The organism is Saccharothrix obliqua, from assembly GCF_019375475.1.
GTDB classification, from domain to species: domain Bacteria; phylum Actinomycetota; class Actinomycetes; order Mycobacteriales; family Pseudonocardiaceae; genus Actinosynnema; species Actinosynnema obliqua.
The window spans coordinates 36,163-60,514 of the sequence record NZ_JAHXGQ010000001.1; the positions used below are offsets into that span (position 1 = coordinate 36,163).

The following is a 24,352-nucleotide window of genomic DNA, read 5'->3' on the forward strand; positions in this document are numbered from 1 at the left end:
TCCTTTCGGGAGGCGGGCGATGTCCGCATTGTGACAGGGACTCGGCTGCCCGAAAGGGAACTCCTGGCCGGTCGGGGACGGGGAACGCGCTACCGCCGCAGCATCCGGGTGAGACCCGCCGCGACGGTGGTCGCCAGGATCCAGCCCATCACGATGAGGGCCGCCATGATCCACTGCGAGATGCCCTCGGTCTGCCACCGGTTCTTGTTGCCCAGGTCCACGATCGGCACCACCAGGTCGATCGTGTAGAGCCACGCGTTGAACTTCATCCGGTCGTCGGCGTTGATCACGTCCAACGGCTTGCCGACGTAGAAGTAGATGCTCCCCAGCAACCACAACACCACCAACCACGCGAGAGCACGCGCGGGGCGGTACCCGTAACCGACCATGGAGCGCTGCAACCAGCTCCACAGCAGCACCAGCGGCCCGAGCCAGCGCCTGCCCTCGGCCACCGCCCGGTACCGCAGCCGCTGCTTCTCCACCAGCACGGTGGCCGCGTGCTCGTCGTTGCCGCTCGCCCGCAGCATCTCCGCGAACTGGTCGTACGGCCCCGGCCGGTAGCTGCGCCGCATCGCCTGCCGCAACCACCGCAGCCGGCGCTCCACCTCGTCGTCGTCACGCAGGTCGATCGGGTGCCGCAACGAGTCGTACCGGAACTCCTCCAGGTCGATCCACCCCGTCGCCGACCAGAACGACTCGTTGTCCTCCAACGAAGTGCAACGCACCTGGCGCAACGTCACGTCACCACGCGGCGGGCTGACCGGCGTCAGCACCAGCTCCTGCACCTGCATCCCGAGCAGGTTCAACGCGTGGCTGTCCAGCTTGTCGCCCAGCACCGCACCCGCGAACGTCGCCATCCGGCCCACCTGCGCCCGCCGCGCCCGCACGCCGCCGTGCGCCACGAACTCCTTGGCGCCCCGCGCGCAGATCAGGTCCCGCCCGATCTCGCCACCACCGACGTCCAGCGACGGCTTGCCCGCCGGCATGTGCCGGTACCGGCCGGGCGACGTGATGCGGCTGCCGCGCAGGTCGAGGTTCGCCCCGATCCGCACGCCACGCAGCTCGATGCCGCCCGCGACCTCCACCTCGCGCAACGTCAGGTTGCTGCCCACGGTGGACCGGTTGCCCAGCACGGCGTCCGCGCGCGGGTTGTCCAGGGTGGCGCCGTCGAACGTGAGGCTGCCCTTGACCTGCACGTCCACCATCCGCACCTGCCCGCGCACGTGGGCACGGCGGCCGAGCACGTCGCCGCCGACCCGCGCGCCGTCCAGGTGCAGCGCCCGGCCGTAGCCGGTGGGGTCGTTGCCGTCCGGCGGCGTGCGCGCGTCGAACCGGCCGCCGGACAACGACAACGTGCCGCCGAGCGCGGCGTTCACCATGCGCACCGTGCCGGACCCGGTGAAACCGCGGTCGAGCTGCACGTCGCCGTCCACGGTGATCCGGTCCAGCACGACCGACGACGTCGGGTCGGCGTGCGGGTCGAGCGCCGCCTCCTGCTCCCGCCGCCCCTCGGACACCGTCGCACCGCGCAACGTCAGCTCCGACTCGAAGCGCGCGCTCGCCAGCAGCAACGTGCCCCGCACCGTCGCCGCGCTGAACAACACGCTGCCGCCGACGTGCGCGTTGGTGCCGCGCAACGAGTAAGCGCCCGCGTTCTCCAGCAACGCGCCGGTGAAGTTGCAGTAGCCGCCGACCTGGGCGCTGGCCATGCGGAACTCGCCGGTCACGGCCACCCGCTGCGCGAGCAGCGCGCCCGCGAGCTTCACCCGGTCCGCCTGCACGGCGACCCCGCCCGGCACGCGCAAAGCGCTGCCCCGCAACGACAACGACGCGGCGATGTCGGCGTCGGTCAGGTCCACCTGGCCGTCGACCGTGCTGCCCGCGAGCGACACCTCGTTGGTGCTGCTGAGGTTGCGCGCCCGCAGGCCGGGCAGCCAGCAGTCGGCGAACTCGACGCCGGCCAACCGGCCCTGCCGCAGGTCCGGCGGCTCCTCGAACCGGCAGCGCACGAACTCCAGCACGTAGTTCAGCTCGACCGCGCGCAGGTCGAGCACACCGGTCAGGAACCGGTCCACCACCCGGATCACCGGCGGCGCGTTGGGCTTGCGCCGCGGCAGCAGCCGACCGGTCTCGGCCTCGCCCAGACCACGCAGCACGTCGGCGGCGGGCATCCGGTGGGTGCGCGGCGGACTGGGGTCGAACACGTCCAGTCCCCGCGCGCCCGGCTCCGTCATGTGATCGACAATGACCGCCGCCCCACCCGCGCCGCAAGCGGTTCCGCCCGATAGGTCAGACCACCGGCCGTCACTTCGGGAACACGCAGCGGGTCAGCTCGCCGGTCGCTGGTGCGTCGGGTCGAGCACGCGCGCCAGGAACGACTTGGTCCGCTCGTGCGCCGGCTCGCCGATCACCTGCGCCGCCGGGCCCTCCTCGACCACGTAGCCGCCGTCCATGAACAACACCCGGTCGGCCACCTCGCGCGCGAACTGCATCTCGTGCGTGACGACCAGCATCGTCATGCCCTCGTCGGCCAGTTCCCGCATCACGCCCAGCACGTCGCCCACGAGTTCCGGGTCCAGCGCCGAGGTCGGCTCGTCGAACAACATCACGGCCGGGTCCATGGCCAGCGCCCGCGCGATCGCCACCCGCTGCTGCTGCCCGCCGGACAGCTCCGCGGGCATCGCGTTGACCTTCTCCGACAACCCGACCCGCTCCAGGTTGCGCAGCGCGACCTCCTGCGCCTCCCGCGGCGAGCGCTTGAGCACCTTGCGCTGCGCCACCGTCAGGTTGTTCAGCACGTTGAGGTGGGAGAACAGGTTGAAGCCCTGGAACACCATGCCGATCCGGACGCGGGCGGCGTCGATGTCGACGTCCGGGTCGGTCAGCTCGGTGCCGTCCACGACGATCTTCCCGCCGGTGGGCTCCTCCAGGAGGTTCACGCACCGCAGCAGCGTCGACTTGCCCGAGCCGGACGGCCCGATGACGCACACCACCTCGCCCCGGCCCACCGTCGCGTCGATGCCCTTGAGCACCTCCAGCGACCCGAACGACTTCTTCAGCCCGGTGATCCGGACGGCCACGTCGTCGGTCATCGCCTACACCCCCGTCGATTCCGGCGTGCGGATCTTCCGCCCGCCCGTGCGCCGCTCCAGGTGGCGCGAGAGGTGGCCCAGCGGGATCGTGATCACCAGGTAGCACAGGCCGACCACGAGGATCGGGGTCAGCGACGGCGACCGGCTCAGCGTCTCGCGGCCGAACTTGGTCAGCTCGTACTGCTCGCGGGCCAGGCCGATGATGTAGATCAGCGACGAGTCCTTGGTGAGCAGGATCAGCTCGTTGGTCAGCGGCGGGAGGATGATCCGGAACGCCTGGGGGATCACGACGGTGGCCAGCGTGCGGCCGTGCGACATGCCCAGCGAGCGCGCCGCCTCGATCTGGCCCTTGGGCACCGCCTGGATGCCGGCGCGGATCGTCTCCGCCATGTAGGCCGCGCCGACGATGCCCAGCGAGAGCATCACCGTGGAGTAGATGTCGAACTGGAGACCGAACGCGAGCGGCACGCCGAAGCCCAGCGCGATGAACACCAGCAGCGCCGGGATGCCGCGGAAGAACTCGATGTAGATGGTCGCGATCCACCGGTACGGCGGGACCGACGACAGCTTCATCAGCGCCAGCACCAGGCCCAGCACGAGGCCGAACGCGAAGCCCAGCGCCGTGTAGACGATGGTGTTCTTCAACGCCGTGGTGATGACGTTCGGGAACATCGACGCGGCGATGTCCAGGTTGAAGAACGCGCGCTTGACCTCGGTCCAGTCGGCGGCCAGCGCCAGGACCACGATCACGACGACCAGCAGCGCGTACTGCGCGAGGCGGAACACCTTCGCGCGTTGTCGCTTGGAAAGTGCCATGGGGACTCCTCGCGGGGAGTGGGGACAAGGCACGGGGCCGGTGCCGTGGCAGCACCGGCCCCGCGGGGTCAGCCGGTCACTTCTTCGCCGGCTTCTTGCCGAACCACTTCTCGTAGAGCTTGTCGTACTCGCCGCTGTCCTTGGCCTTCTTGAAGACCTCGTCGACCTTGGCCTTCAGGGCGGTGTTGCCCTTCTTCAGGCCGATGCCGTACTGCTCGTTGGTGTCGAACTCGGTCGCCACCGCGGTGTCCGGGTACTCCTTGACGTAGTCGTAGAGCACGCCGTTGTCGTTGATCGCCGCGGCCACCGCGCCGGTGCGCACGGCGGTCTCCATCAGCGGCAGGTCCTCGAACTGGACGACGGTGTAGCCGAACTCGCCCGCCTTCTCGTTGGCGTAGATCTCGCCGGTGGTCTCCAGCTGCACGCCGACCTTCTGGCCGCGCAGGTCGGCGAGGCCCTTGACCGGCGAGTCCTTCTTGACCAGCAACGCCTGCTCGGCGTCGAAGTACGGCTCGGAGAAGTCGATCACGGCCGCGCGCTCGGGCTTGATCGTCATGCCGGCGGCGGCGAGGTCGCACTTGTTGCTGTTGAACACCTCGCCCGACGTGATCGTCTCGAAGGGCGTGTCGAAGATCTCCTGGTTGACGCCGAGTTCCTTGGCGACCAGGTTGACCAGGTCGACGTCGAAACCGACCGTCTGGTCACCCTCGCTGTACTGGAACGGCTTGTAGGACAGGTGGGTGCACGTCACGAGCTTGCCGCTCTGGACCAGGTTGATCCCGGAGCCGTTGACCTGCGATCCGGTGTCGACCTTGGACGCGCACGCCGTCGCGGCCAGCGCGAGGACGGGCAGCAGGGCGAGCACAGCGTGCCTGGTACGACGGGCCACGGCGTCACTCCTCGTAACTGTGTCGGTCGAGTGCCCGGCATACTGCCACTTGGGTGACGTGGTGGACAGCACGTGCGTGTTACAGCCCGAAGCTGAGCGGCGATTTTGCGTCACAACGGTCACCTCGTCGCAAATCGTCCGGCGGTCGGACGCAGATCACGGCGTACTGCCGGGGCCGGTCCGGTGGCGGTCGGTCAGCAGGTGCGCCACCAGCGCAGTCCAGCCGGTCTGGTGGGTGGCGCCCAGGCCCTCGCCGGTGTCGCCGTCGAAGTATTCGCTGAAGGTGATGTGCTCCCGCCACAACGGCGAGTCGGTCGCCTCCACCCGCTTGCCGTCGGCGGGCCGCCGCCCGTCGTGGTCCGGCAGGAACAACGCCGCCAGCCGCCGGACCAGCTCGTCCGCCGCCCGGCCGGCCGTCACGTGCCGCCCGGACCGGGTCGGCAGTTCCACGTGGAACATCCCGCCGTGGAACGACTCGACCGTGCGCAGGGCCGCCACCAGCAGGGCGTTCGTCGGGAACCACACCGGTCCGCGCCAGTTCGAGTTGCCGCCGAACATCGGCGTCCGCGACTCGCCCGGCTCGTAGCCCATCCGGTGCTCCTGGTCCGCGACCTGCACCTCCAGGCCCTCCCGGTGCGCCGCAGACAGGCTGCGGATGCCGTGCGGCGACAGGAACTCGCCCTCGTCCAGCATCCGGCTCAGCACGCGGCGCAGCTTCGCCTCGTCCAGCAGGGACAGCAGCACCCGGCCGTCCCGCCGGGTCAGGAACCGCGCCAGCTCCGGCCGCCGCTCCAGCAGGTGCTCCAGCCGCCGCGCGAACCCCGGCAGCTCCGTGAACACCCACGGCTCCAGCACGGCGCACGCCAGCACCGGGATCAGGCCCACCATCGACCGCACGCGCACCGGCTGGGACTGCACCGCGCCGTCCGGCAGCCGCCGCGACACCACGTCGTAGCAGAACCCGTCCGCCTCGTCCCAGATGCCGCGCCCGCCCGAGCCGAACCGCGTGGACGCCTCCGCGATGCTCAGGAAGTGCTCTACGAACTTCGTGGCCACGTCCTCGTACGAGTCGTCGTCCCGGGCCAGTTCCAACGCCATCTGCATCAGGTGCAGGCTGTACGCCGCCATCCACGACGTCGCGTCGGACTGCTCCAGCCGCCACTGGCCGAGCATCGGCTCCGACCGGTTCACCGGGCCGATGTTGTCCATGCCGAGGAACCCGCCCTCGAACAGGTGGCTGCCGTCGGCGTCCTTCCGGTTCACCCACCACGAGAAGTTCAGCAGCAGCTTGTGGAACACCTTCGCCAGGAACTTCCGGTCCCGGTCCACGCGGTACACCTGGAGCGCCGCCCACGCGTGCACCGGCGGGTTCACGTCGCCGAACTCCCACTCGTACGCGGGCAGCTGGCCGTTCGGGTGCATCAGCCACTCGCGGCACAGCAGGAGCAGCTGCTCCTTCGCGAACGCCGGGTCCACCAGGGCGAACGGCACGGTGTGGAACGCCAGGTCCCACGCCGCGAACCACGGGTACTCCCACTCGTCCGGCATGGAGATCACGTCGGCCACGTCGAAGTGGCCCCAGTGCGCGTTGCGCGCCTGCGGGCGGCGGCGCGACTTGGGCGCGGCGGGTTGCGCCGGGTCGCCGTCCAGCCACTCGCGGGTGCGGAACCGGTAGTGCTGCTTGGTCCACATCAGACCGGCCAGCGCACGGCGGACCACCTTGGCGCGCGCCGGGTCCAGGTCCGTGCGGTGGAACTCGTCGGCCTCCGCCAGCCGCTGGTCCAGCGTGGTCCGGAACGTCGGGCCGAACGCGTCCACGTGGCCGTCGCCCGCGACCAGCCGCAGCCGCACGGACACCGACTCGCCCGGCTCGACCGGGTCGAACGAGTACCAGGCGGCGGCCTTCGTGCCGGGGCCGCGCTCGTCGTCCGGGCCGGCGACCAGGCACGCGCCGGAGTCGTGCCCGACCACGTACCGGTCGATGCCGTCCTTGGTGTGCCGGGTCGGGTTGCGCGCCGCGCCGAACAGCTCGACCTCGTTGGTCTCGTTGTCGGTGAGCAGCAGCGTCGGCGTGCCCTCGACGTGCAGCGTGTAGCGGCCGAGCGCGCCGTGGTCCGCGGTGATCCGCCGCCACCCGTCACGCGTGACGGCGGTGAGGCGCGGGCGGCGGTCGTCGCGGCCCCACGACCACGTGTTGCGGAACCACAGGTGCGGCAGCAGGTGCAGCGGCGCCGGGTCCGGGCCGTGGTTGGTGGCCGTGATCTCCACGCAGATGTCCGTCGGCGACGCCTTGGCGTAGGTCACCTGGACGTCGAAGAAGCGGTTGTCGTCCAGCACGCCCGTGTCGGACAGCTCCGGCTCGCGTTCCTGGCGGCCCGCGCTCGCCGCCATCTCCCGCAGGTCGCGGTACGGGAACTCGGCCTGCGGGTACCGGTACACCACGCGCATCCACGAGTGCGTCGGCGTGCCGTCGGTCACCCACCAGTGCTCTTTGACGTCCTCGCCGTGGTTGCCCTCGTCGTTGGTCAGCCCGAAGTAGCGCTCCTTGAGGAACGGGTCGCGGCCGTTCCACAGGGCGAGCCCGAGGTTCAGGAACCCGTGCACGTCGCAGATGCCGGCGATGCCGTCCTCGCCCCACCGGTAGGCCCGTGAGCGCGCGTGCTCGAACGGGAACGACGTCCACGCGTCACCGGCCGCGGAGTAGTCCTCCCGCACCGTGCCCCACTGGCGTCCCGCGAGGTACGGCCCCCACAGCCGCCACGGCGACGTGGGCGCGTCGGCCTCCGCCAACCGCGCCCGTTCCGCCTGCTGTCGATGCTCGTCCACCCGGCCAGTGTGCGGCATCGATCCAGTGGACCGGTTACCGGCGGGTTCGCGCAGCCCCACACGCCGGTAACCGGACCATTCCCACCCGGAGGCGGTACCCGGCCAACCCGACCGGGTCAGCGCCGGGTGTGCGCGTCCAACACGACGGCCACGGCCTCGGTGACGCGGGCCGCGTGCGCCAGGTGCAGCCACTCGTCCGGCACGTGGCAGTTGCTGTCCGGCCCGACCGCGCCCGTCACCAGGAACTGCGCCTGCGGGTACGCCTCGTGCAGCAGGCCCATGAACGGGATCGAGCCACCCAGCGACACGGTCCGCCACGGCGCGCCGAACACCTCGTCGCCGACCACGTCGAGCGTGTCCCGCAGCCACGGCGCGAGGTCCGGCGCGTTCCAGCCGTCCGCCGCCTCGATCCGGGACAGCTCCACCACCGCGCCGTACGGCACGTCCGTGGTCAGCAGCCGCTTGACGGCCTCGACGGACGCCTTCGAGTCGGCCGTGGGCGGCAGCCGGAAGCTCAGCACCAGGGTGGTGAACGGCCGCAGCACGTTGCCCGCGTCCTCGGGCGCGGGCAGGCCGTCCGCGCCGATGACCGACAGCGTGGGCCGCCAGCCGGCGTTCAGGGCCAGCTCCACCTCGTCCGTCGCGACCGGCTGGACGCCCGGCGCCCACGGCGCCGACGACACCTGCACGCCCGGCGCGGCGGCCACGGCGTCGCCGACCTCGGCGATCCGGTTCGCGGGCACCTCGACGTGCATCTCCCGCACCAGCACCTCGCCGGTGGCGGAGTCCTCCAGGCGGTCCAGGAGCTGCCGGGCGATCCGGAACGAGCTGGGCACGATGCCGCTGGCCATGCCCGAGTGCATCCCGCTCTCCAGCACCCGCACGGTGGCGGTGACCTGCACCAGCCCGCGCAGCGAGGTGGTCAGCCACATGCGGTCGTAGTCGCTGCCGCCGGAGTCCAGGCACACCACCAGCGACACGTCGCCGAGGCGGGGCCGCAGGTGCTCCAGGTACGCGGGCAGGTCGGGGCTGCCCGACTCCTCGCCGGTCTCCAGCAGCACGACGCACCGCGCGTGTTGCCCGCCCGCCGCGCGCACGGCCTCGATGGCGGCGATCGCGGCGTAACCCGAGTAGCCGTCGTCGGCCGCGCCGCGCCCGTACAGGCGGCCGTCGCGCACGACCGGCGTCCACGGGCCCAGCCCCTCGGACCAGTTGGCCACCGGCGGCTGCTTGTCCAGGTGCCCGTACAGCAGCACGGTGTCGGTCGACTCCGCGCCGGCCGCGGGCACGTCGACCAGCAGCACGGGCGTGCGGCCGGGCAGCTCGACCACCTCGACGGCGACGCCGGGCAGGTCGCGCGTGGCGAGCCAGGCGCGCACGTGCTCGATGGCGGCGGCCAGGTGGCCGTGCTCGGCCCAGTCGGGGTCGAACACGGGCGAGATCGCGGGCACCGCGACGAGGTCGGACAGGCTCGGGAGGATGTCGTCGTCCCAGAGCCCTCGGACGGTACTGGTCAGCGCTGAACGGTCCACCCCCCGATCCTTACACGGCGCGTTCGCGTACCGGTTCGTGGACAACGGCTGAGCGCCCGATGGTCGGACGTCCACGGTCGGTCGGCACGCGGGTTGGGCCAACCCGCGAGGTACGGCCCGCGCGTTTCGCCCAACCGGGTGTGCCCGACGGCGTACCGCCCATCGTTAACGAACGGTAACCGGGACACGCGTGTCCGTTGCCCGAACGCTTCACTCGGACTGCCGAACATTGGCCCTCCTACCGTTGTCCCTGCTCAGGCGCGTGCCCGGACGGTTACAAAGTGGGACGGGTCTCACCATCCCGGGTGAACGCGTGTCAGGATGTGGATGAGAGACACCGTCAGCGCCGACGGTCGACCGGCCACCCCCACCGGGGCGGCGGCGACTGGCGGTGCCGCCGCGCATGGTCGTCACGAGCGACTTGGCGGCCTCGTAGACGAGGAGTAAGGCGCAATGTCGTCCCCTGAGAAATGGACGCAACCGGGGCCGGACAGCCCGCCGGCCACCGCCGCGACCCCGACCGCGGAGCAGGTGATCGCAGGTTTGCGAGCGACAGACGAGGGCGGCGCCGACCTGGTGCAGCTCCTGACCCCCGAGGGCGAGCGGGTCGAGCACCCGGACTTCCACCTCGACATCTCGGGCGAGGAGCTGCGGGGCCTCTACCGCGACATGGTCCTGGTGCGCCGGGCCGACCGCGAGGCCAACGCCTTGCAGCGCAAGGGCGAACTGGGCCTGTGGGTGCCGCTGCTCGGCCAGGAGGCCGCGCAGATCGGCGCGGGCCGCGCGCTCAAGCCCAACGACATGGCGTTCCCCAGCTACCGCGAGCACGGCGTGGCGTGGTGCCGCGGCGTGCGGCCGACGGAGATCCTGGGCATGTTCCGGGGCACCGACAACGGTTCGTGGGACCCCGTCGAGCACCGCTTCCACCCGTACACGATCGTCATCGGCAACCAGGTCCTCAACGCCGCCGGCTACGCCATGGGCCAGAAGTTCGACGGCAAGGTGGGCGACGCCGACAGCGAGGCCACCATGGTCTTCTTCGGCGACGGCGCGACCAGCCAGGGCGACGTGCACGAGGGCTTCGTCTGGGCCGCCGTGTACGACGCGCCCCTCGTCTTCTTCTGCCAGAACAACCAGTGGGCCATCTCCGAGCCCACCGAGCGCCAGTCCCGCCTCCCGCTCTACCAGCGGGCACGTGGTTACGGCTTCCCCGGCATCCGGGTCGACGGCAACGACGTGCTCGCCACGCTGGCCGTGTCCCGCTGGGCGCTGGAGGAGTGCCGCCAGGGCAACGGGCCGATCCTCATCGAGGCGTTCACCTACCGCATGGACGCGCACACGACGTCCGACGACCCGTCCCGCTACCGGCTCTCCGACGAGCTGGAGATGTGGAAGCTCAAGGACCCGATCGAGCGGGTCAAGGTGCACCTGGTCAAGCAGCAGTGGGCGGACCAGGCGTTCTTCGACTCGGTCGAGGCCGACGCGGAGGAACTCGCGGTCGAGATGCGCGAGTTCTGCGTCAACCTCGAAACCCCGCCCGCCGGGCGGATCTTCAGCCAGGTCTACGCCGAGGGCAACCCCGTGCTGGAGGCCCAGCGCGACGAGTTCCTGGCCTACCACGCCGGTTTCGCGGGAGGTGAGCACTGATGGCCGCTCCGACGATGGACCGATCCGCGTCCGCCGAGCCCTCGGCCGTGCAGACGATGACCATCGCGAAGGCGATCAACAACGGCCTGCGCGCCGCGATGGAGGCCAACCCCAAGGTCCTCGTGATGGGCGAGGACGTCGGCAAGCTCGGCGGTGTCTTCCGCATCACCGACGGGCTCCAGAAGGACTTCGGCGAGCAGCGCGTGCTGGACACGCCGCTGTCCGAGTCCGGCATCATCGGCACCGCCGTCGGCCTCGCCATCCGCGGGTACCGGCCGGTGTGCGAGATCCAGTTCGAGGGCTTCATCTTCCCCGGCTTCGACCAGTTGGTGAGCCAGGTCGCGAAGCTGCACTACCGCACCCAGGGCAGGCTCAAGCTGCCGATGGTGATCCGCGTGCCGTTCGGCGGCGGCATCGGCGCGGTCGAGCACCACTCCGAGTCGCCCGAGTCGTACTTCGCGCACACCGCCGGCCTCAAGGTCGTCTCCTGCGCCAACCCGGCCGACGCCTACTGGATGATCCAGCAGGCCATCGACTCCGACGACCCGGTGCTGTTCTTCGAGCCCAAGCGCCGGTACTACGAGAAGGGCCAGGTCGACACCACCGCCGCGCCCGCGCCGCTGTTCCAGTCGCGCGTGCTGCGGTCCGGCACGGACGTCACCGTCGTCGCGTACGGGCCGATGGTCCGCACGTCCCTCGACGCCGCCGCGGCGGCCGAGGACGAAGGCCGTTCGCTGGAGGTCATCGACCTGCGCGCGCTGTCGCCGCTGGACCTCGCGCCGGTCTACGAGTCGGTGCGCCGCACCGGCCGCCTGGTCGTGGTGTCCGAGGCGCCCGGCGAGTCGTCCATCGCCGGTGAGATCGCGGCCAAGGTCCAGCAGGAGTGCTTCTACTCGCTGGAGGCGCCGGTGCTCCGGGTGACCGGTTTCGACACGCCGTACCCGCCGTCGAAGTTGGAGGAGGAGTTCCTCCCCGACCTCGACCGGGTGCTGCACGCCGTAGACCGCTCGCTGGCCTGGTAAGGGGAACACCGGAGATGCCGCAGTACAAGCAGTTCCCCCTGCCCGACACGGCGGAGGGGCTGACCGAGGCCGAGATCCTCACCTGGCACGTCGCGCCCGGTGACGCGGTCAAGGTCAACGACATCATCGTGGAGATCGAGACCGCCAAGGCGGCGGTCGAGCTGCCGTGCCCGTGGGACGGGGTGGTGACCGAGCTGCTGGCCGAGGTGGGCCGGACGGTCGAGGTCGGCACGCCGATCATCACCATCGACGTGGACCCGGCGGGCACGTCGAGCACGAACGGCACCGCGCCCGCCGCCGACCAGGGCGAGGGCCGGGTGGCGAACCTCGTCGGCTACGGCCCGAAGTCGGGTCCGGCCAAGCGCCGCACCCGCCGGGACGCGCCCGCGCCGGCACCCGTGGCGGCCGGTCCCGCGCCCGCGCCGGCCGCGCCCGCGGTCACCGTCACGGCCCCTGTTGTCACGGCCCCGGTCGCCACCGTGCCCCTGGCCAAGCCGCCGGTCCGGAAGCTGGCCAAGGACCTGGGCGTGGACCTGCGCGCCCTGGCGGGCAGCGGACCGGGTGGCGTGATCACCCGCGAGGACGTGGAACAGGCGTTGACCGCGCCGGCCGCCGCCCCGGTGTCCGCCGCCCCGGTGCCCGGCGCGCGGGAACGACGCGTGCCGATCAAGGGCGTCCGCAAGGCCACCGCGCAGGCCATGGTGGACAGCGCGTTCACCGCACCGCACGTCACCGAGTTCCTGACGGTCGACGTGACCCCGATGATGGAACTCCGCGCCCGGCTCAAGAACACGCCGGAGTTCCGCGACGTCAAGCTCACCCCGCTGGCGTTCGCGGCGAAGGCCGTCGTCCTCGCCGCCCGCCGCACGCCCGACGTGAACGCGACATGGGACGCGGCGGCCGGCGAGATCGTCTACAAGGAGTACGTGCACCTCGGCATCGCCGCCGCCACGCCACGCGGCCTGGTGGTGCCGAAGGTCCGCGACGCGGACCGGATGTCGTTGCGGGAACTGGCCATCGCGCTGGACGAACTGGCCACCACCGCCCGTGACGGCAAGACGACGCCCGCGGACATGCTCAACGGCACCATCACGATCACCAACGTCGGCGTCTTCGGCGTCGACACCGGGACGCCGATCATCAACCCCGGTGAGTCCGCGATCCTCGCGCTGGGCGCGATCCGCGACATGCCGTGGGTGGTCGACGGCCAGGTCGTGCCGCGCAAGGTGTGCCAGTTGGCGCTCAGCTTCGACCACCGCGTCGTCGACGGGCAGCAGGGTTCGCAGTACCTGGCGGACGTCGGCGCGCTGCTCGCCGACCCCGCCGTCGCGATGACGTACTGACGGTTCCGACGCGACGGGCCGGTCACCTCCTCCGCGGGGTGGCCGGCCCGTCGTGCTGTTTAACGACTTGAAGTTCCAGCGACTGGAAAGTCCAAGGTGGTCCCCGTGACGCACTACTCCATCGGCCAGCTGGCGCGGTTGACCGGGTTGTCCACGCGGACGATCCGGTTCTACTCGGACTCCGGGATCGTCCCCGTGGCGGGCCGGACCTCGGGCGGGTTCCGCACCTACGACGTCGAGGGGTTGGCGCGTCTCCGTCTCGTGCGCACGTTGCGCGACCTGGGCGTGGACCTGTCCACGGCGCAGCGCGTGCTGGCACGGGAGGTGTCCGTCGCCGAGGTGGCGCGGATTCACGTGGAGGCCATCGACGCGCAGATGAGGACGCTCCGGCTGCGCCGGGCGGTGCTGCGCGTCGTGGCCCGGAACGGGGAGGTGGAAGCGGTGCACGAGTTGGCGAAGCTGTCCGAGGAGGAGCGCCAGGCGATCCTGGACGACTTCTTCGACGAGGTGTTCGGGGATCTCGACCTGGACCCGGCGTTCCGGGACGGGATGCGGTCGGTGCGCGTGGAGCTGCCCGACGACCCGTCGGCCGAGCAGCTGGAGGCGTGGGTCGAGCTGGCGAACCTGGTGCGCGACGAGGACTTCCGGGCGTCGATCCGGCGGATGTCCGAGCGGCACCAGGAAATGCGCGCCGAGGGGCAGGACATGTCCCGCGGTGGGTCGCCCGAGCAGTTGGCGGCGTTCAAGCAGATGACGGCACGCGTGCGCGAGGCGTTGGACGCCGGCATCGCGCCCGGGACGCCCGAGGGGGCGCGGGTCGTGGCCGAGATCAACGAGCGGTGGGCGGAGGCGATCGGCACGCCGGTCGGGCCGGAGATGTCCGCGTGGTTGGCGGAGTTCGGCGACCCGCGGGCCGAGCGCTACTGGTCGTTGATCGCGATCATCAACGGGTGGCCCGCGGTGCCGGACACGTCGGCCGAGCGCGCGTGGTTGGCCGAAGCCGGCCGTTAGGAGCGCACGAGGCAGAACGGGTGGCCCACCGGGTCGGCGAAAACGGTCCACCCGTCGTGCGAGTCGTCGAGGACCGAAGCGCCCAGCCGGAGGACCTCGTCGGTGGCCAAGGCGAGGTCCGCGACCACCACGTCGAGGTGAAACTGCTGGGGCCGCTCGGCCCCCGGCCACTCCGGGGCGACGTACTCCACCACCCGCTGGAAGGCGAGCACACCGGCGGTGTGGTGGAGCGTCGACCAGTCGTCGTCCAACGACCACTCCTGGCCCGGGCGGTCCACCTCGCCACCCAGCACACCCCGGTAGAACTCGGCCAGCACCCGCGGTTCCGGGCAGTCCAGCACGACACACTGCAACGTCCCGATCATGCTCCCGACGATAGCGATCCCCACCCCACCCCGCGCGCCGCTCGGGGACCAGGTGCCCTCACCGGATGTGCATGCCCGAGATCGCCCGTGCCACCACCAGCCGCTGGATCTCCAACGTCGCTCGCAGGTGGTGGAGGTCTTGAGGCAGAGGTCGCACCACCTGCGCGCGTTGACCGGTGCGGGAACCCGTTAGCCGGCGCACGGAACACGACAGCGGTCTCATGAGACCGCAAGGGCCGCCACCGAGTGGGCTTGGCGAGCCGGTGTCGTACTGGTCGGCGGACCCCTGCACATCTAGTGATCTGACGCGGCCCGTAGGGGCGGCAGTCCGACCGGAGTGATTGGTCAGGTGAAGGCTCCGACGCAGCGGGGTCTCAACGTAGCGCGTATCCGCGATGTGGGGCTTTCCGATCCTCCCGGGGGGCGGATATGCAGCCCTCGCATCGAGGCCGCTAATCGGCGGTCTGCATCACGCCAAATGACCTGTATTCACCCGTATAGGGCAATCACAGACCCGCTGCCCGGCCGGCACACTAAAACTTGTGGGACGTAGCCAGGGGGCACGTAAGAAGCGCCGTCGCGCCACCGCGTCGCGGGAAAGCCGGGGCTGGTGGGCGCGTCAAACAACGCCCAACAAGATCGCTGTGGTGACACTGGGTGTGACGATAGCGGCCTTCCTCGGTGGGCTGGTCAGCTTCACCGCGGACGGTTTCTCCCTCGCCGAGAAGATCTCAGGCGTGTCACCGGCGGTTTCCTTATCCTCGGCTCGTCCTTCCTACACCGACATGCCGCTACCCACCTGTGCGACTTGTACGTCCAACGTTACTTTCCCCGAGTATGTTGGTCGTGGTGCGGCGAAGACGTTTCGCGACCCCAGGGCGTTCAGAGGAGCCGGCCCCGACGTGCCCGCCGGTCAACGAGTCGATGTGGTCTGCAGGTTCCACCAACCTGACGCGCCGCCCAGTGTGCAGCCCGGCTGGTGGTACCTGATCGCGAGTTCACCGTGGAACCGACAGTATTACTCCCCGGCGAACTCGTACCTCAACGGTGATTCGCCGGACGGACCGTATCTCACGAATGTCGACAGCGCCGTCCCCGTCTGCTGATCGGAGCGCACGGCACCTGTTCGGGCCCACATTTGCTCCGCGCGAGTCGAAGCGCCGAGCCGAACCGTCACGGTCGGCGCGGCAAGCAGGTCGTCGAAGGCCGGGGTCTGAGCATCCGTGCGCCTACTGGCTGAACGACTTCGGCGTAGGTGGCCATACGCCCCCATGCCTACCCCGGGAAGTGAGGGAATCGGTTGCAGTTGAGCACTACATGATAAAGCGTTGCAGTGACCTGCTATTCGACTCGGGCAAGCGCGTTCGCTCGGCAAGGGGCGCGCGGAATGCGAGTTACCAGCAAAATCGCGGAAGTGGGGTCCCCGGCGTCCGAAGACCGTCCCGCCGCGACCGAACCGGTCAGCTCACCGGATGTGCATGCCCGAGATCGCCCGTGCCACCACCAGCCGCTGGATCTCCGACGTCCCCTCGAAGATGGTGAAGATCTTGGCGTCCCGGTGCATCCGCTCCACCGGATGATCACGGGTGTACCCCGCCCCGCCCAACACGTGGATCGCGCGCTCCGTCGCCCACACCGCCACCTCACCCGCCTTGAGCTTGGACATCGACCCCTCACCCGCCGTGAACGGCACGTTGTTGCGGCCCATCCAGGCGGCTCGCCAGACCAGCAGGCGGGCGGCGTCCAGTTCCGTCCGCACGTTCGCCAGATCGAACGCGATCGACTGGTTCTCGATGATCTTCCGGCCGAACGCCGAGCGCTCCTTGGCGTACGCCAACGCGTACTCGTACGCCGCCCGCGCGACCCCGACGGCCATCGCACCGACCACGGGCCGGGTGCTCTCGAAAGTCGCCATCGCGGCCTGACCGCCGGACGCCCGGCCCTCCCGCGCGCGGGCCAGGCGGGCGTCCAACCGGTCCTTCCCGCCGAGCAGGCAGCGCCCCGGCACGCGCACCCCGTCGAGGAACACGTCCGCCGTGTGCGAGGCACGCATCCCGTGCTTCCGGATCTTCCCCGGCGACGACAGGCCGGCCGTGCCGGGCGGCACGACGAAGACCGCCTGGCCGCGTGCCCCGAGTTCCGGGTCGACGACGGCGGTCACCACGTGGACGTTCGCGATACCGCCGTTGGTCGCCCACGCCTTCTGCCCGGTGATGACCCACACACCGGTCGCCTCGTCGTGCACGGCCCTGGTGCGGTAGCCGGCGACGTCGGAGCCCGCCTGCGGTTCGGACGCGCAGAACGCCGCGAGCTTCGGCTCGTCCGGCGTGCCGAAGCACTCGGGCACCCACTCGGCCAGCTGCTCCGGCTCGCCCGCCGCGAAGATGCCCGCCGCGGCCAGGCCGGTGCCCATCAACGCCAGCGCGATGCCCGCGTCACCCCAGAACAACTCCTCGGTGGCGATCGGCAACGACAACCCGACCGGGTCGGCGAACCACGTCGCCAGCGCCTCGAACCCGTACAAGCCGATCTTGGCGGCCTCCCGGATCACCGGCCACGGCGTCTCCTCCCGCTCGTCCCACTCGGCCGCGGCGGGCCGGACGACGTCCTCCGCGAAGCCGTGCACCCACTCCCGCAGGTGCGCCTGGTCCTCGGTCAGCTCCAGCGAAAAGCCCATCACGCCTCCGGGGTGTCGAACAGTCACGCGCCACCTCCGCAGGTGAACCTACTGACGAGTAGGTAGCTTGGCAAGCGATAGCCTTGGCCCGACCTCCAGGGGGTGCCATGCACGCAGAACCACCGGTCCGCTCCGGCCGGGCCAAGCGGCTGCCGCGCGCGGTGCGCGAGCGGCAGATCATGGACGCCGCCGTGGACGTCTTCTCGCGCCTGGGTTTCCACGCCGCCTCGATGGACGAGATCTCCGAGGTCGCGGGCATCTCCAAACCCATGCTGTACGCCTACCTCGGCTCCAAGGAGGAGCTGTTCGCCACCTGCATCCGGCGTGAGGCGAACCGCCTGATGGAGGCCATCGCGGACGGCGTGGAGGCCGACCAGCCGCCGGACGTCCAGCTGTGGAGCGGGCTGCGGGCGTTCTTCGGCTTCGTCGCCGGCAACCGCGCGAGCTGGCAGGTGCTGCACCGCCAGGCGTTGACGCAGGGCGGCCCGTTCGCCCGCGAGCTGGTCGACCTGCGTGGCCGGGCGATCGACCTGGTGGCCGCGCTGCTGGTGCACTCCGCCGAGTTCCCGAACGTGCCGCGCGCGGGCGACCGGGAGGCCGAGTCCCTGGCCGCCGCGCTGGTCGGCGCGGGCGAATCGCTCGCCGACTGGTGGCTGGACCACCCCGACGAACCCGCCGGCGTGGTCGCCGCCCGCCTGATGAACCTGGTCTGGATGGGCTTCGGCGACCTGGTGGCGGGCAACGTCTGGCACCCGCCGTCCCGCCGCACCGCGGCGCCGTAGCTCACGCCCCCAGCAGGCTTTGCCCGCACACGCGCACCACGTTGCCGTTCACGCCCGTCGACGCCGGGTGCGCGAACCACGCGACGGTCTCCGCCACGTCCACCGGCAGCCCGCCCTGCGCGAGGCTGTTCATGCGTCGCCCGACCTCCCGGATGAACAACGGCACCGCGGCCGTCATCTTCGTCTCGATGAACCCCGGTGCGACCGCGTTCACCGTCGTGCCCGTGTGCCCGACACGGGCGGACAGCGCGTCGACCATGCCGATCACGCCCGCCTTGGTGGTGGCGTAGTTGGTCTGGCCGGCGTTGCCCGCGATACCGGCGATGGACGACACGCCGATGATGCGTCCGTTGGGGCGCAACGCATCCGCGGCGAACAACGCCTCGTTGAGGCGTTCCGGGCCGGTGAGGTTCACGGCGACCACGGCGTCCCAACGGCCTTCGTCCATGCGTCCGAGCGTGCGGTCCCGTGTGATGCCCGCGTTGTGCACGACGACGTCCACGCCGCCGTGATGCCGCACGAGGTGGTCCGCGATCCGTTGCGGTGCATGGGAAGCGGTGATGTCGGCCGGGAGCGTCGAGCCGTGCACGCGGTGCGCGACGGCGGCCAACGCGTCGCCTTGGCCGGGCACGTCGAGGCACACGACGTGCGCGCCGTCGCGGCTGAGCACGTCGGCGATGGCCGCACCGATGCCCTGCGCCGCGCCCGTGACGAGAGCGGTCTTGCCCATCAGCGGTTTCGCCCAGTCGTCCGGCGCTTCGACCGCCGCGGCGCCGATGTGGACGACCTGTCCCGACACGTACGCGGACCGGCCGGACAGCAGGAACCGCAGCGTCGACTCGACGTTGCCCTCCGCGCCCTCGGCCACCCGCACGAGCTGCGCCGTGCCGCCGCGCTTGAGTTCCTTGCCGACGCTGCGCGTGAAGCCCTCCAGCGCGCGCTGCGCGACCTGCGACCGCGCGGACGCGGGCGGCGTGCCGAGCACGACCACCCGGCCGCACGGCGCGAGCGAGCGGATCACGGGGTGGAAGAACGCGTGCAGCTCGCGCAGGTCCTCGGTGCGCTCGACACCGGTGGCGTCGAACACCAGCGCCCCGTAGCGGTCGCTGTCGTCGGTCACGTCGAGGCCGATGGACCCCAGCGCCGCGCCGACCGGCGTCACGAGCCGTCCGCGACCGCCCAGCCGCACGGGTCCGTCGAGCGCGGGACCGGTGCCGGAGTGCCTGCGCAGCGGGTACGGGTCGGGGAGGCCGAGCCCGGCCACGACGCGCCGGCCGAGGCCGGACCTGGCGAACGACCGGTAGCGGTCCACGTCCTCATCACTCCCTTGTCGAGTGGGCCTACCCACGGGTAGGCATCATGCCGGCCCGCTGAATCCGTCCGCTCATTCCACGGATTCCCGCGGTCGAATAGACCCCGCGCGGCTTCCACTCGAATGGCCGATTAAGCTCCCGGTCTCGGCAATCCCGATCGGAGGGGTGCGCGTGGCGACGGGTGAATCGGCCCATTCCGGGGAAACTCGTGAAATCAATTCGGAACGGCGTGGGTGGCGCAGCGGTCCCGACCGGGTGACGGCCCTGGTCGGACTGGCCGGCCTGGTGGTCGGCGTGCTCGGCCTGTTCCCGAAAGCGGAACCGGGGCACGTCGCGTCGGGCGATCCCGGGCCCGTGCCCGCGCCGCCGGTCGCGGTGGTCGGGACGGCGCACCGGGCGGTGCCGTCCGAGCGCTCGGCACCGACGACGACGCCCGCCGTGGAAGCGCCGACGGGGGTCGCGCCGCCGGTCCGCTACCGCGGCACGCTGCCGTTCGGCGACTACGACCTGGACCAGCCGCAGCCGCGGTACGCCCAGGGGCGCAACGTGTGGCGGGTCGACCGGACCACCCTGCACGGCGATGCCGGCTACGAGCTGGCCGTGTCGTCCGCCGCCGCGCCGGGCCGCGCCGAGTGCGCCGCCCTCGCCCGGACCCGCGGCGAGTCGGACGTGACGGGTCTCGCGCCGGGGCGCCGCGTGTGCGGGACGACCCCCGCGGGTCGGGTCTTCCGGGTCGACGTGATCGCGGTGACCGGCGAATCCACTTACGGCGCGGTGACCGTGTGGGAATCGGTGGGAATCACCTAATCGAGAAGCGACCAGGCGGCGGTGCAGCGGACCGTGACCACGATCTGCTGTGCCTCCAGGTTCAATTCCTCCATTCGTGGAGCGTCACCCACCGATCCGCCGTATGCCGCGACCGAGCGCCCGACGGAGGGCTCCCACGGCTCGCCGTCGCCGTCGGACAGCTTCAGCAGCGTGCCGAGGCGCGCGCCGAGCGCTTCCGCGTAACCCTCGGCACGTCGGCGGGCGTCCGCCACGGCCTCCCGCTGCGCCGCGCGGACGGCCTCGGTGTCGGTGGCGAGCTGCCAGTTCGGCCCGTTCAGCCACGTCGGCTCCGCCGCGACGAGCGCGGAGAGCAGGTCGTCCAGCCGGTCGAGGTCGTGCACCCGCAGCACGTACTGCTGGGACGCGCGGCTGCCCGCGCGCCGCTGCCCGTCCCAGTTGTCGTGCACGTCGAGCCGGCGTGAGCGCACCTCGACGCCCGCCCGGTCCAGTACCGGCTCGACCGACGCCACCCGCCTGGTCAGCTCGTCCACGGCCGCGTTGCGGGTCGCGCCCACGGTCTCGAAGTTCACCTGCACCTCGGCGCGGTCGGCGGTGCGCTCGACCCGGCCGGTGCCCCTGGTCACGACTTCAGCCACGTCGACCAGCCAACCGCTTGAGCGGGCCGTCCGCAACGGTTGGCGGCCTTCGGTCCAGGAGGTGTCTGCCAGGCGAATCGCCGGAGCCATCCGGGTGACGGCCGTAGATTCGTCGGTTTGTGCCCCAACTCACCGGATAATCGGGTGATTTTGCCGCGCGCAGGGTGCATACTTGAGGCACACCACCGAGGCAGACCGTTTGAGAGGGATGAAACCCCGATGAACTTCACTGCGAAGCTCCGCGCTCGTCGTGTCGAGGCTCGCAACCGCAAGGCCGTCGCCCGCGCGATCGAGGCCGCGCCGACCCCGGCGATGCGTCACGAGCTGATGGCGATCGCCCAGGCCCAGGTGACCACCCTCCGCTGAGACCCTCGCGCCGAGACGACAACCCGATCGACACCGGGTACGCGCCCCGTCGTCTCGCGCGTGTGGCGAAGGGGGAACGTCGAAGGCCCCTGTCGCACCTCCCGCGCGACAGGGGCCTTCGACTGTGTTGGATTAGCGTCGAGACTTGGTCAAGTGATCTGTGTCACACTCGATAGGGGGTGTAACAGTCCACGATCGTGTCTCGATGTTCCTGGTGACCCCGCGGTGCTGTCGGACCCCCGACCTGGCAGCACCGCGGGGTTTCCCATATCCCCCGACGTACTTAGGACATGTCCGGACTACTTGGACGTGGCAGAGCCGGTCCAGGTGTCGTCATCCTGTCTACGGGCACGCCTGATCATCACTATCCCCCTGATGTGTTCTTGTCCCCCATGGACACCACCCATGGTGCCACCGGGGTACGACAGATTTTTGAGGTTTTCCTGAGAGCATGACCCGATGACCCGCCCGCTCTTGGTGGTTGACGGCGCAAATGTCATCGGATCAGTGCCCGACGGCTGGTGGCGCGACCGCGCCGCGGCGGCGACCAGATTGCGGAACGCGCTGGTGGGAGTGGGTGAGCGGGGGGTGCCGGGCTTCGCCGAGGGTCCGGTCGAGGTCGTCCTGGTGGTCGAGGGCAAGGCCCGCCACGTGCAGTCGATACCAGGCGTCCGTGTGGTCTCCGCCACTGCCTCCGGAGACGACGCGATCGTCGCAGTCGTCCGCGCCGAATCGCCCGGGAGGCAATGCGCGGTGGTCACCGCCGACCGCGGCCTGAGAGCCCGCGTAACCGCCCTCGGGGCAACCACCCTGGGCCCCCGGGCGGTCCGCTGACTCCTGGGCGTTCTGCTGCGTCAACTGCCTGCAACGGCCGGTGCGCTCAGGTGCGGCACGCGACGATTCGCCATCGAGCCGCAGTCACCGGCAGGGAACCCGGGGTGGTTCACCGCTACGGCGACCACCCGGTCGCCCACATGGTGGGCGGTGAAATACCAGGCCCAGGCCCTCGTGTTGACTCCGAACGTGACGACCGCTCAACGCCGCCGCGCCCGGGTCCGCGCCCCCGAACTGGTGGGCCGCGGCTGGCTCAACACCGGTGACCGCGACCTCGCCCTCAAAGACCTGCGCGGCAAGGTCGTGCTGCTGGACTTCTGGACGTTCTGCTGCATCAACTGCCTGCACGTGCTGGACGAGCTGCGCCCCCTCGAAGCCGAGTTCGCCGACGTCCTCGTCACGATCGGCGTGCACTCCCCGAAGTTCGTCCACGAAGCCGACGCCGACGCGCTCAAGGCGGCCGTCGAGCGGTACGCGGTGCACCACCCCGTGCTGGACGACCCGGAACTCACGACGTGGCAGAACTACGCCGTCAAAGCCTGGCCGACGCTGGCCGTGGTCGACCCCGAGGGCTACGTGGTGCACGTCGCCGCCGGCGAGGGCCACCTCGACGCCCTCCGGCAGGTCATCACCGAGCTGGTCGAGGAGCACGACGCCAAGGGCACGCTGCACCGCGGCGACGGCCCGTACGTCCCGCCCGCGCCCACCGGCACCGAGCTGCGCTTCCCGGCCAAGGCCCTGGTCACGCCGAACGGCACGCTGCTGGTCGCCGACTCCGCACACCACTCCCTGGTCGAGTTGGCCGCCGACGGGGAGACGGTCCTCCGGCGCATCGGCACGGGCGAGCGCGGTCGTCGCGACGGCGCCGAGCCGACCTTCTCCGAACCCGCCGGGCTGGCACTCCTCCCGCCGGACGTGGCCGGCCGGGTCGGCTACCACGTCGTGGTCGCCGACACCGTCAACCACCTGCTCCGCGGCCTGGACCTGGACACCGGCCGCGTCACGACCGTCGCCGGCACCGGCGAGCAGTGGCGTGCCGGCGTCACCGGCGGCGCGGCGACCGGCGTGCCGCTGACCAGCCCGTGGGACGTGGCCTGGTGGGAACCGGCGGGTGGGGTGGTGGTCGCGCTCGCGGGCAACCACACGCTGGGCCTGTTCCGCCCGCTGGAGCAGCGGTTCGAGCGGTTCGCCGGCACCACGGTCGAGGGCCTGGGCGACGGCCCGTACGCGGAGGCGTTCTTCGCCCAGACCTCCGGGCTCGCGGCGGACGGCGAGCGGCTGTGGCTGGTCGACTCCGAGACGTCCGCGCTGCGTTACCTGGAGGACGGCGAGGTGCGCACGGTCGTCGGCAGGGGCCTGTTCGACTTCGGCCACCGCGACGGCCCGGCCGACCAGGCCCTGCTGCAACACCCGCTCGGCGTGACGGTCCTGCCGGACGGCGGCATCGCGGTGTCCGACACCTACAACGGCGCGATCCGCCGCTACGACCCCGTGACCGACGAGGTGTCCACATTGGCGACGGACATCGCGGAACCGTCCGACGCGCTCTACGTGGACGGTGAGCTGGTGGTCGTCGCGTCCGCCGCGCACCGCCTGGAACGACCCGTCGCACCCGGCACGAAGGTGCTCGGCGAGGCGCACCGGGTGCGCCGCCCGCCGACCGTCCTCGCGCCCGGCGACCTGGAGCTGACCGTCGTGTTCACGCCGCCGGCCGGCAGCAAGCTCGACGACCGCTACGGCCCGTCCACCCGCCTGGAGATCACCAGCTCGCCGCCGGAGCTGCTGGTGTCCGGCGCGGGCGTCGGCACCGACCTCACCCGCTCGCTGCGCATCGCCGAGGGCTTCGCGGAGGGCGTGCTGCACGTCGTCGCGCAGGCCGCGAGCTGCACCGACGACCCGTCCGTCGAGCACCCGGTGTGCAAGCTGACCCGGCAGGACTGGGGCGTGCCGATCCGCGTCGACGCGGCCGGTCCGCACCGCCTCCCGCTGCTGATGGGCGGGCTGGACGAGGACGTGCACAACGCCACGTAGACTCTGCCGGTGCCCGATGTCAAGCTTGAGATCCAGATGCTGCACGACCGCGTCATGGTGCGGATCTCCCCGGAGGACGGTGAGCGCCGCAGCAGCGGTGGGATCGTGATCCCGGCGACCGCGCAGATGGCGAAGCGTCTGGCCTGGGGTGACGTCCTCGGTGTCGGCACGAGCGTGCGGCACGTGAAGGTGGGGGACCGCGTGCTGTTCAACCCGGAGGACCAGTACGAGGTCGAGGTGCAGGGTGCGACCTACCTGGTCATGCGGGAACGCGACGTGCACGCCACGGCCAGCGAGCGGTCGGACCACGGAACCGGCCTTTACCTGTGAACCACCGATAAGTGATCGGCGTGTGACGGCGGTCGGGTAAGCAGTCCCAGGA

Annotated in this window: 21 protein-coding genes; 11 read left to right on the forward strand and 10 right to left on the reverse strand. The window is 71.1% G+C overall.

The genetic code is table 11. The features are described 5' to 3' along the window. Window positions 1-89 precede the first annotated feature (89 nt). From KZQ38_RS00195 to KZQ38_RS00220, 6 genes are all read right to left on the reverse strand, one after another. Complete coding sequence (locus tag KZQ38_RS00195) at window positions 90-2,234, reverse strand: translocation/assembly module TamB domain-containing protein (protein ID WP_219437151.1); 2,145 nt, start codon at window positions 2,232-2,234, stop codon at window positions 90-92. A 93-nt stretch (window positions 2,235-2,327) separates the two neighbouring features. Next, window positions 2,328-3,092 carry an amino acid ABC transporter ATP-binding protein gene (locus KZQ38_RS00200; RefSeq protein WP_219437153.1) on the reverse strand — a complete coding sequence of 255 codons (765 nt, stop codon included), beginning with the start codon at window positions 3,090-3,092 and terminating at the stop codon, window positions 2,328-2,330. 3 nt (window positions 3,093-3,095) lie between these two features. Beyond that, on the reverse strand, window positions 3,096-3,908 hold the full coding sequence (locus tag KZQ38_RS00205; RefSeq protein WP_219437155.1) for an amino acid ABC transporter permease: 813 nt from the start codon (window positions 3,906-3,908) through the stop codon (window positions 3,096-3,098). A 76-nt stretch (window positions 3,909-3,984) separates the two neighbouring features. Continuing rightward, complete coding sequence (locus KZQ38_RS00210; RefSeq protein WP_219437157.1) at window positions 3,985-4,797, reverse strand: ABC transporter substrate-binding protein; 813 nt, start codon at window positions 4,795-4,797, stop codon at window positions 3,985-3,987. A gap of 156 nt (window positions 4,798-4,953) precedes the next feature. Beyond that, entirely contained in the window at window positions 4,954-7,623 is a 2,670-nt protein-coding gene (locus tag KZQ38_RS00215; protein ID WP_308258173.1) for an MGH1-like glycoside hydrolase domain-containing protein, read from the reverse strand. A gap of 116 nt (window positions 7,624-7,739) precedes the next feature. After that, the gene (locus KZQ38_RS00220; RefSeq protein WP_219437161.1) at window positions 7,740-9,155 is read right to left on the reverse strand and encodes a M20/M25/M40 family metallo-hydrolase; all 1,416 of its coding nucleotides are present in this window, start codon (window positions 9,153-9,155) and stop codon (window positions 7,740-7,742) included. Between the two features lie 453 nt (window positions 9,156-9,608). Between KZQ38_RS00220 and pdhA the strand changes: the two genes are divergently transcribed. The 4 genes from pdhA (at window position 9,609) to KZQ38_RS00240 (ending at window position 14,178) form a co-directional block, all read left to right on the forward strand. After that, window positions 9,609-10,802, forward strand: a complete 1,194-nt coding sequence (gene pdhA / locus KZQ38_RS00225; RefSeq protein ID WP_219437163.1) for a pyruvate dehydrogenase (acetyl-transferring) E1 component subunit alpha — start codon at window positions 9,609-9,611, stop codon at window positions 10,800-10,802. Then, window positions 10,802-11,824 carry an alpha-ketoacid dehydrogenase subunit beta gene (locus KZQ38_RS00230; RefSeq protein WP_219437165.1) on the forward strand — a complete coding sequence of 341 codons (1,023 nt, stop codon included), beginning with the start codon at window positions 10,802-10,804 and terminating at the stop codon, window positions 11,822-11,824. The genes pdhA and KZQ38_RS00230 overlap by 1 nt, the downstream gene beginning before the upstream one ends. A 14-nt stretch (window positions 11,825-11,838) precedes the next feature. After that, window positions 11,839-13,167 (forward strand): dihydrolipoamide acetyltransferase family protein, encoded by a 1,329-nt coding sequence (locus tag KZQ38_RS00235; protein ID WP_219437166.1) that lies wholly within the window; start codon window positions 11,839-11,841, stop codon window positions 13,165-13,167. 105 nt (window positions 13,168-13,272) lie between these two features. Next, complete coding sequence (locus tag KZQ38_RS00240; RefSeq protein ID WP_219437168.1) at window positions 13,273-14,178, forward strand: helix-turn-helix domain-containing protein; 906 nt, start codon at window positions 13,273-13,275, stop codon at window positions 14,176-14,178. Here KZQ38_RS00240 and KZQ38_RS00245 read toward each other — a convergent pair. Next, entirely contained in the window at window positions 14,175-14,543 is a 369-nt protein-coding gene (locus KZQ38_RS00245) for a VOC family protein (protein WP_219437170.1), read from the reverse strand. The two genes, KZQ38_RS00240 and KZQ38_RS00245, sit on opposite strands and share 4 nt — an antisense overlap. 647 nt (window positions 14,544-15,190) lie before the next feature. Here KZQ38_RS00245 and KZQ38_RS00250 point away from each other — a divergent pair. Next, window positions 15,191-15,649: a hypothetical protein gene (locus tag KZQ38_RS00250; RefSeq protein WP_219437172.1), complete on the forward strand. Its 459-nt coding sequence runs from the start codon at window positions 15,191-15,193 to the stop codon at window positions 15,647-15,649. A 359-nt stretch (window positions 15,650-16,008) separates the two neighbouring features. Here the strand turns inward: KZQ38_RS00250 and KZQ38_RS00255 are convergent, their stop codons facing one another. Beyond that, window positions 16,009-17,220 (reverse strand): acyl-CoA dehydrogenase family protein, encoded by a 1,212-nt coding sequence (locus tag KZQ38_RS00255; RefSeq protein WP_219437174.1) that lies wholly within the window; start codon window positions 17,218-17,220, stop codon window positions 16,009-16,011. 107 nt (window positions 17,221-17,327) lie between these two features. Here KZQ38_RS00255 and KZQ38_RS00260 point away from each other — a divergent pair, with 107 nt between their 5' ends. Next, the gene (locus tag KZQ38_RS00260; RefSeq protein WP_219437176.1) at window positions 17,328-18,002 is read left to right on the forward strand and encodes a TetR/AcrR family transcriptional regulator; all 675 of its coding nucleotides are present in this window, start codon (window positions 17,328-17,330) and stop codon (window positions 18,000-18,002) included. A 1-nt stretch (window position 18,003) separates the two neighbouring features. Here KZQ38_RS00260 and KZQ38_RS00265 read toward each other — a convergent pair whose 3' ends face one another. Then, a complete protein-coding gene (locus KZQ38_RS00265; protein ID WP_219437178.1) occupies window positions 18,004-19,314 on the reverse strand; it encodes a 3-oxoacyl-ACP reductase in 1,311 nt (436 codons plus the stop codon). Window positions 19,315-19,570: 256 nt separating this feature from the next. Here KZQ38_RS00265 and KZQ38_RS00270 point away from each other — a divergent pair, with 256 nt between their 5' ends. After that, the gene (locus tag KZQ38_RS00270; RefSeq protein ID WP_219437180.1) at window positions 19,571-20,122 is read left to right on the forward strand and encodes a hypothetical protein; all 552 of its coding nucleotides are present in this window, start codon (window positions 19,571-19,573) and stop codon (window positions 20,120-20,122) included. Here the strand turns inward: KZQ38_RS00270 and KZQ38_RS00275 are convergent. After that, window positions 20,119-20,739 (reverse strand): SIMPL domain-containing protein, encoded by a 621-nt coding sequence (locus tag KZQ38_RS00275; RefSeq protein WP_219437182.1) that lies wholly within the window; start codon window positions 20,737-20,739, stop codon window positions 20,119-20,121. The genes KZQ38_RS00270 and KZQ38_RS00275 overlap by 4 nt on opposite strands. Window positions 20,740-20,958: 219 nt before the next feature. Between KZQ38_RS00275 and KZQ38_RS00280 the strand changes: the two genes are divergently transcribed. From KZQ38_RS00280 to KZQ38_RS00295, 4 genes are all read left to right on the forward strand, one after another. Beyond that, window positions 20,959-21,105 (forward strand): hypothetical protein, encoded by a 147-nt coding sequence (locus KZQ38_RS00280; RefSeq protein WP_219437184.1) that lies wholly within the window; start codon window positions 20,959-20,961, stop codon window positions 21,103-21,105. A gap of 459 nt (window positions 21,106-21,564) precedes the next feature. Continuing rightward, window positions 21,565-21,939: an NYN domain-containing protein gene (locus KZQ38_RS00285; RefSeq protein ID WP_219437186.1), complete on the forward strand. Its 375-nt coding sequence runs from the start codon at window positions 21,565-21,567 to the stop codon at window positions 21,937-21,939. A 189-nt stretch (window positions 21,940-22,128) separates the two neighbouring features. Further along, a complete protein-coding gene (locus KZQ38_RS00290) occupies window positions 22,129-23,970 on the forward strand; it encodes an NHL domain-containing thioredoxin family protein (protein WP_308258174.1) in 1,842 nt (613 codons plus the stop codon). Window positions 23,971-24,006: 36 nt separating this feature from the next. After that, on the forward strand, window positions 24,007-24,300 hold the full coding sequence (locus KZQ38_RS00295; RefSeq protein ID WP_219439203.1) for a GroES family chaperonin: 294 nt from the start codon (window positions 24,007-24,009) through the stop codon (window positions 24,298-24,300). The last annotated feature ends 52 nt before the right edge of the window (window positions 24,301-24,352 follow it).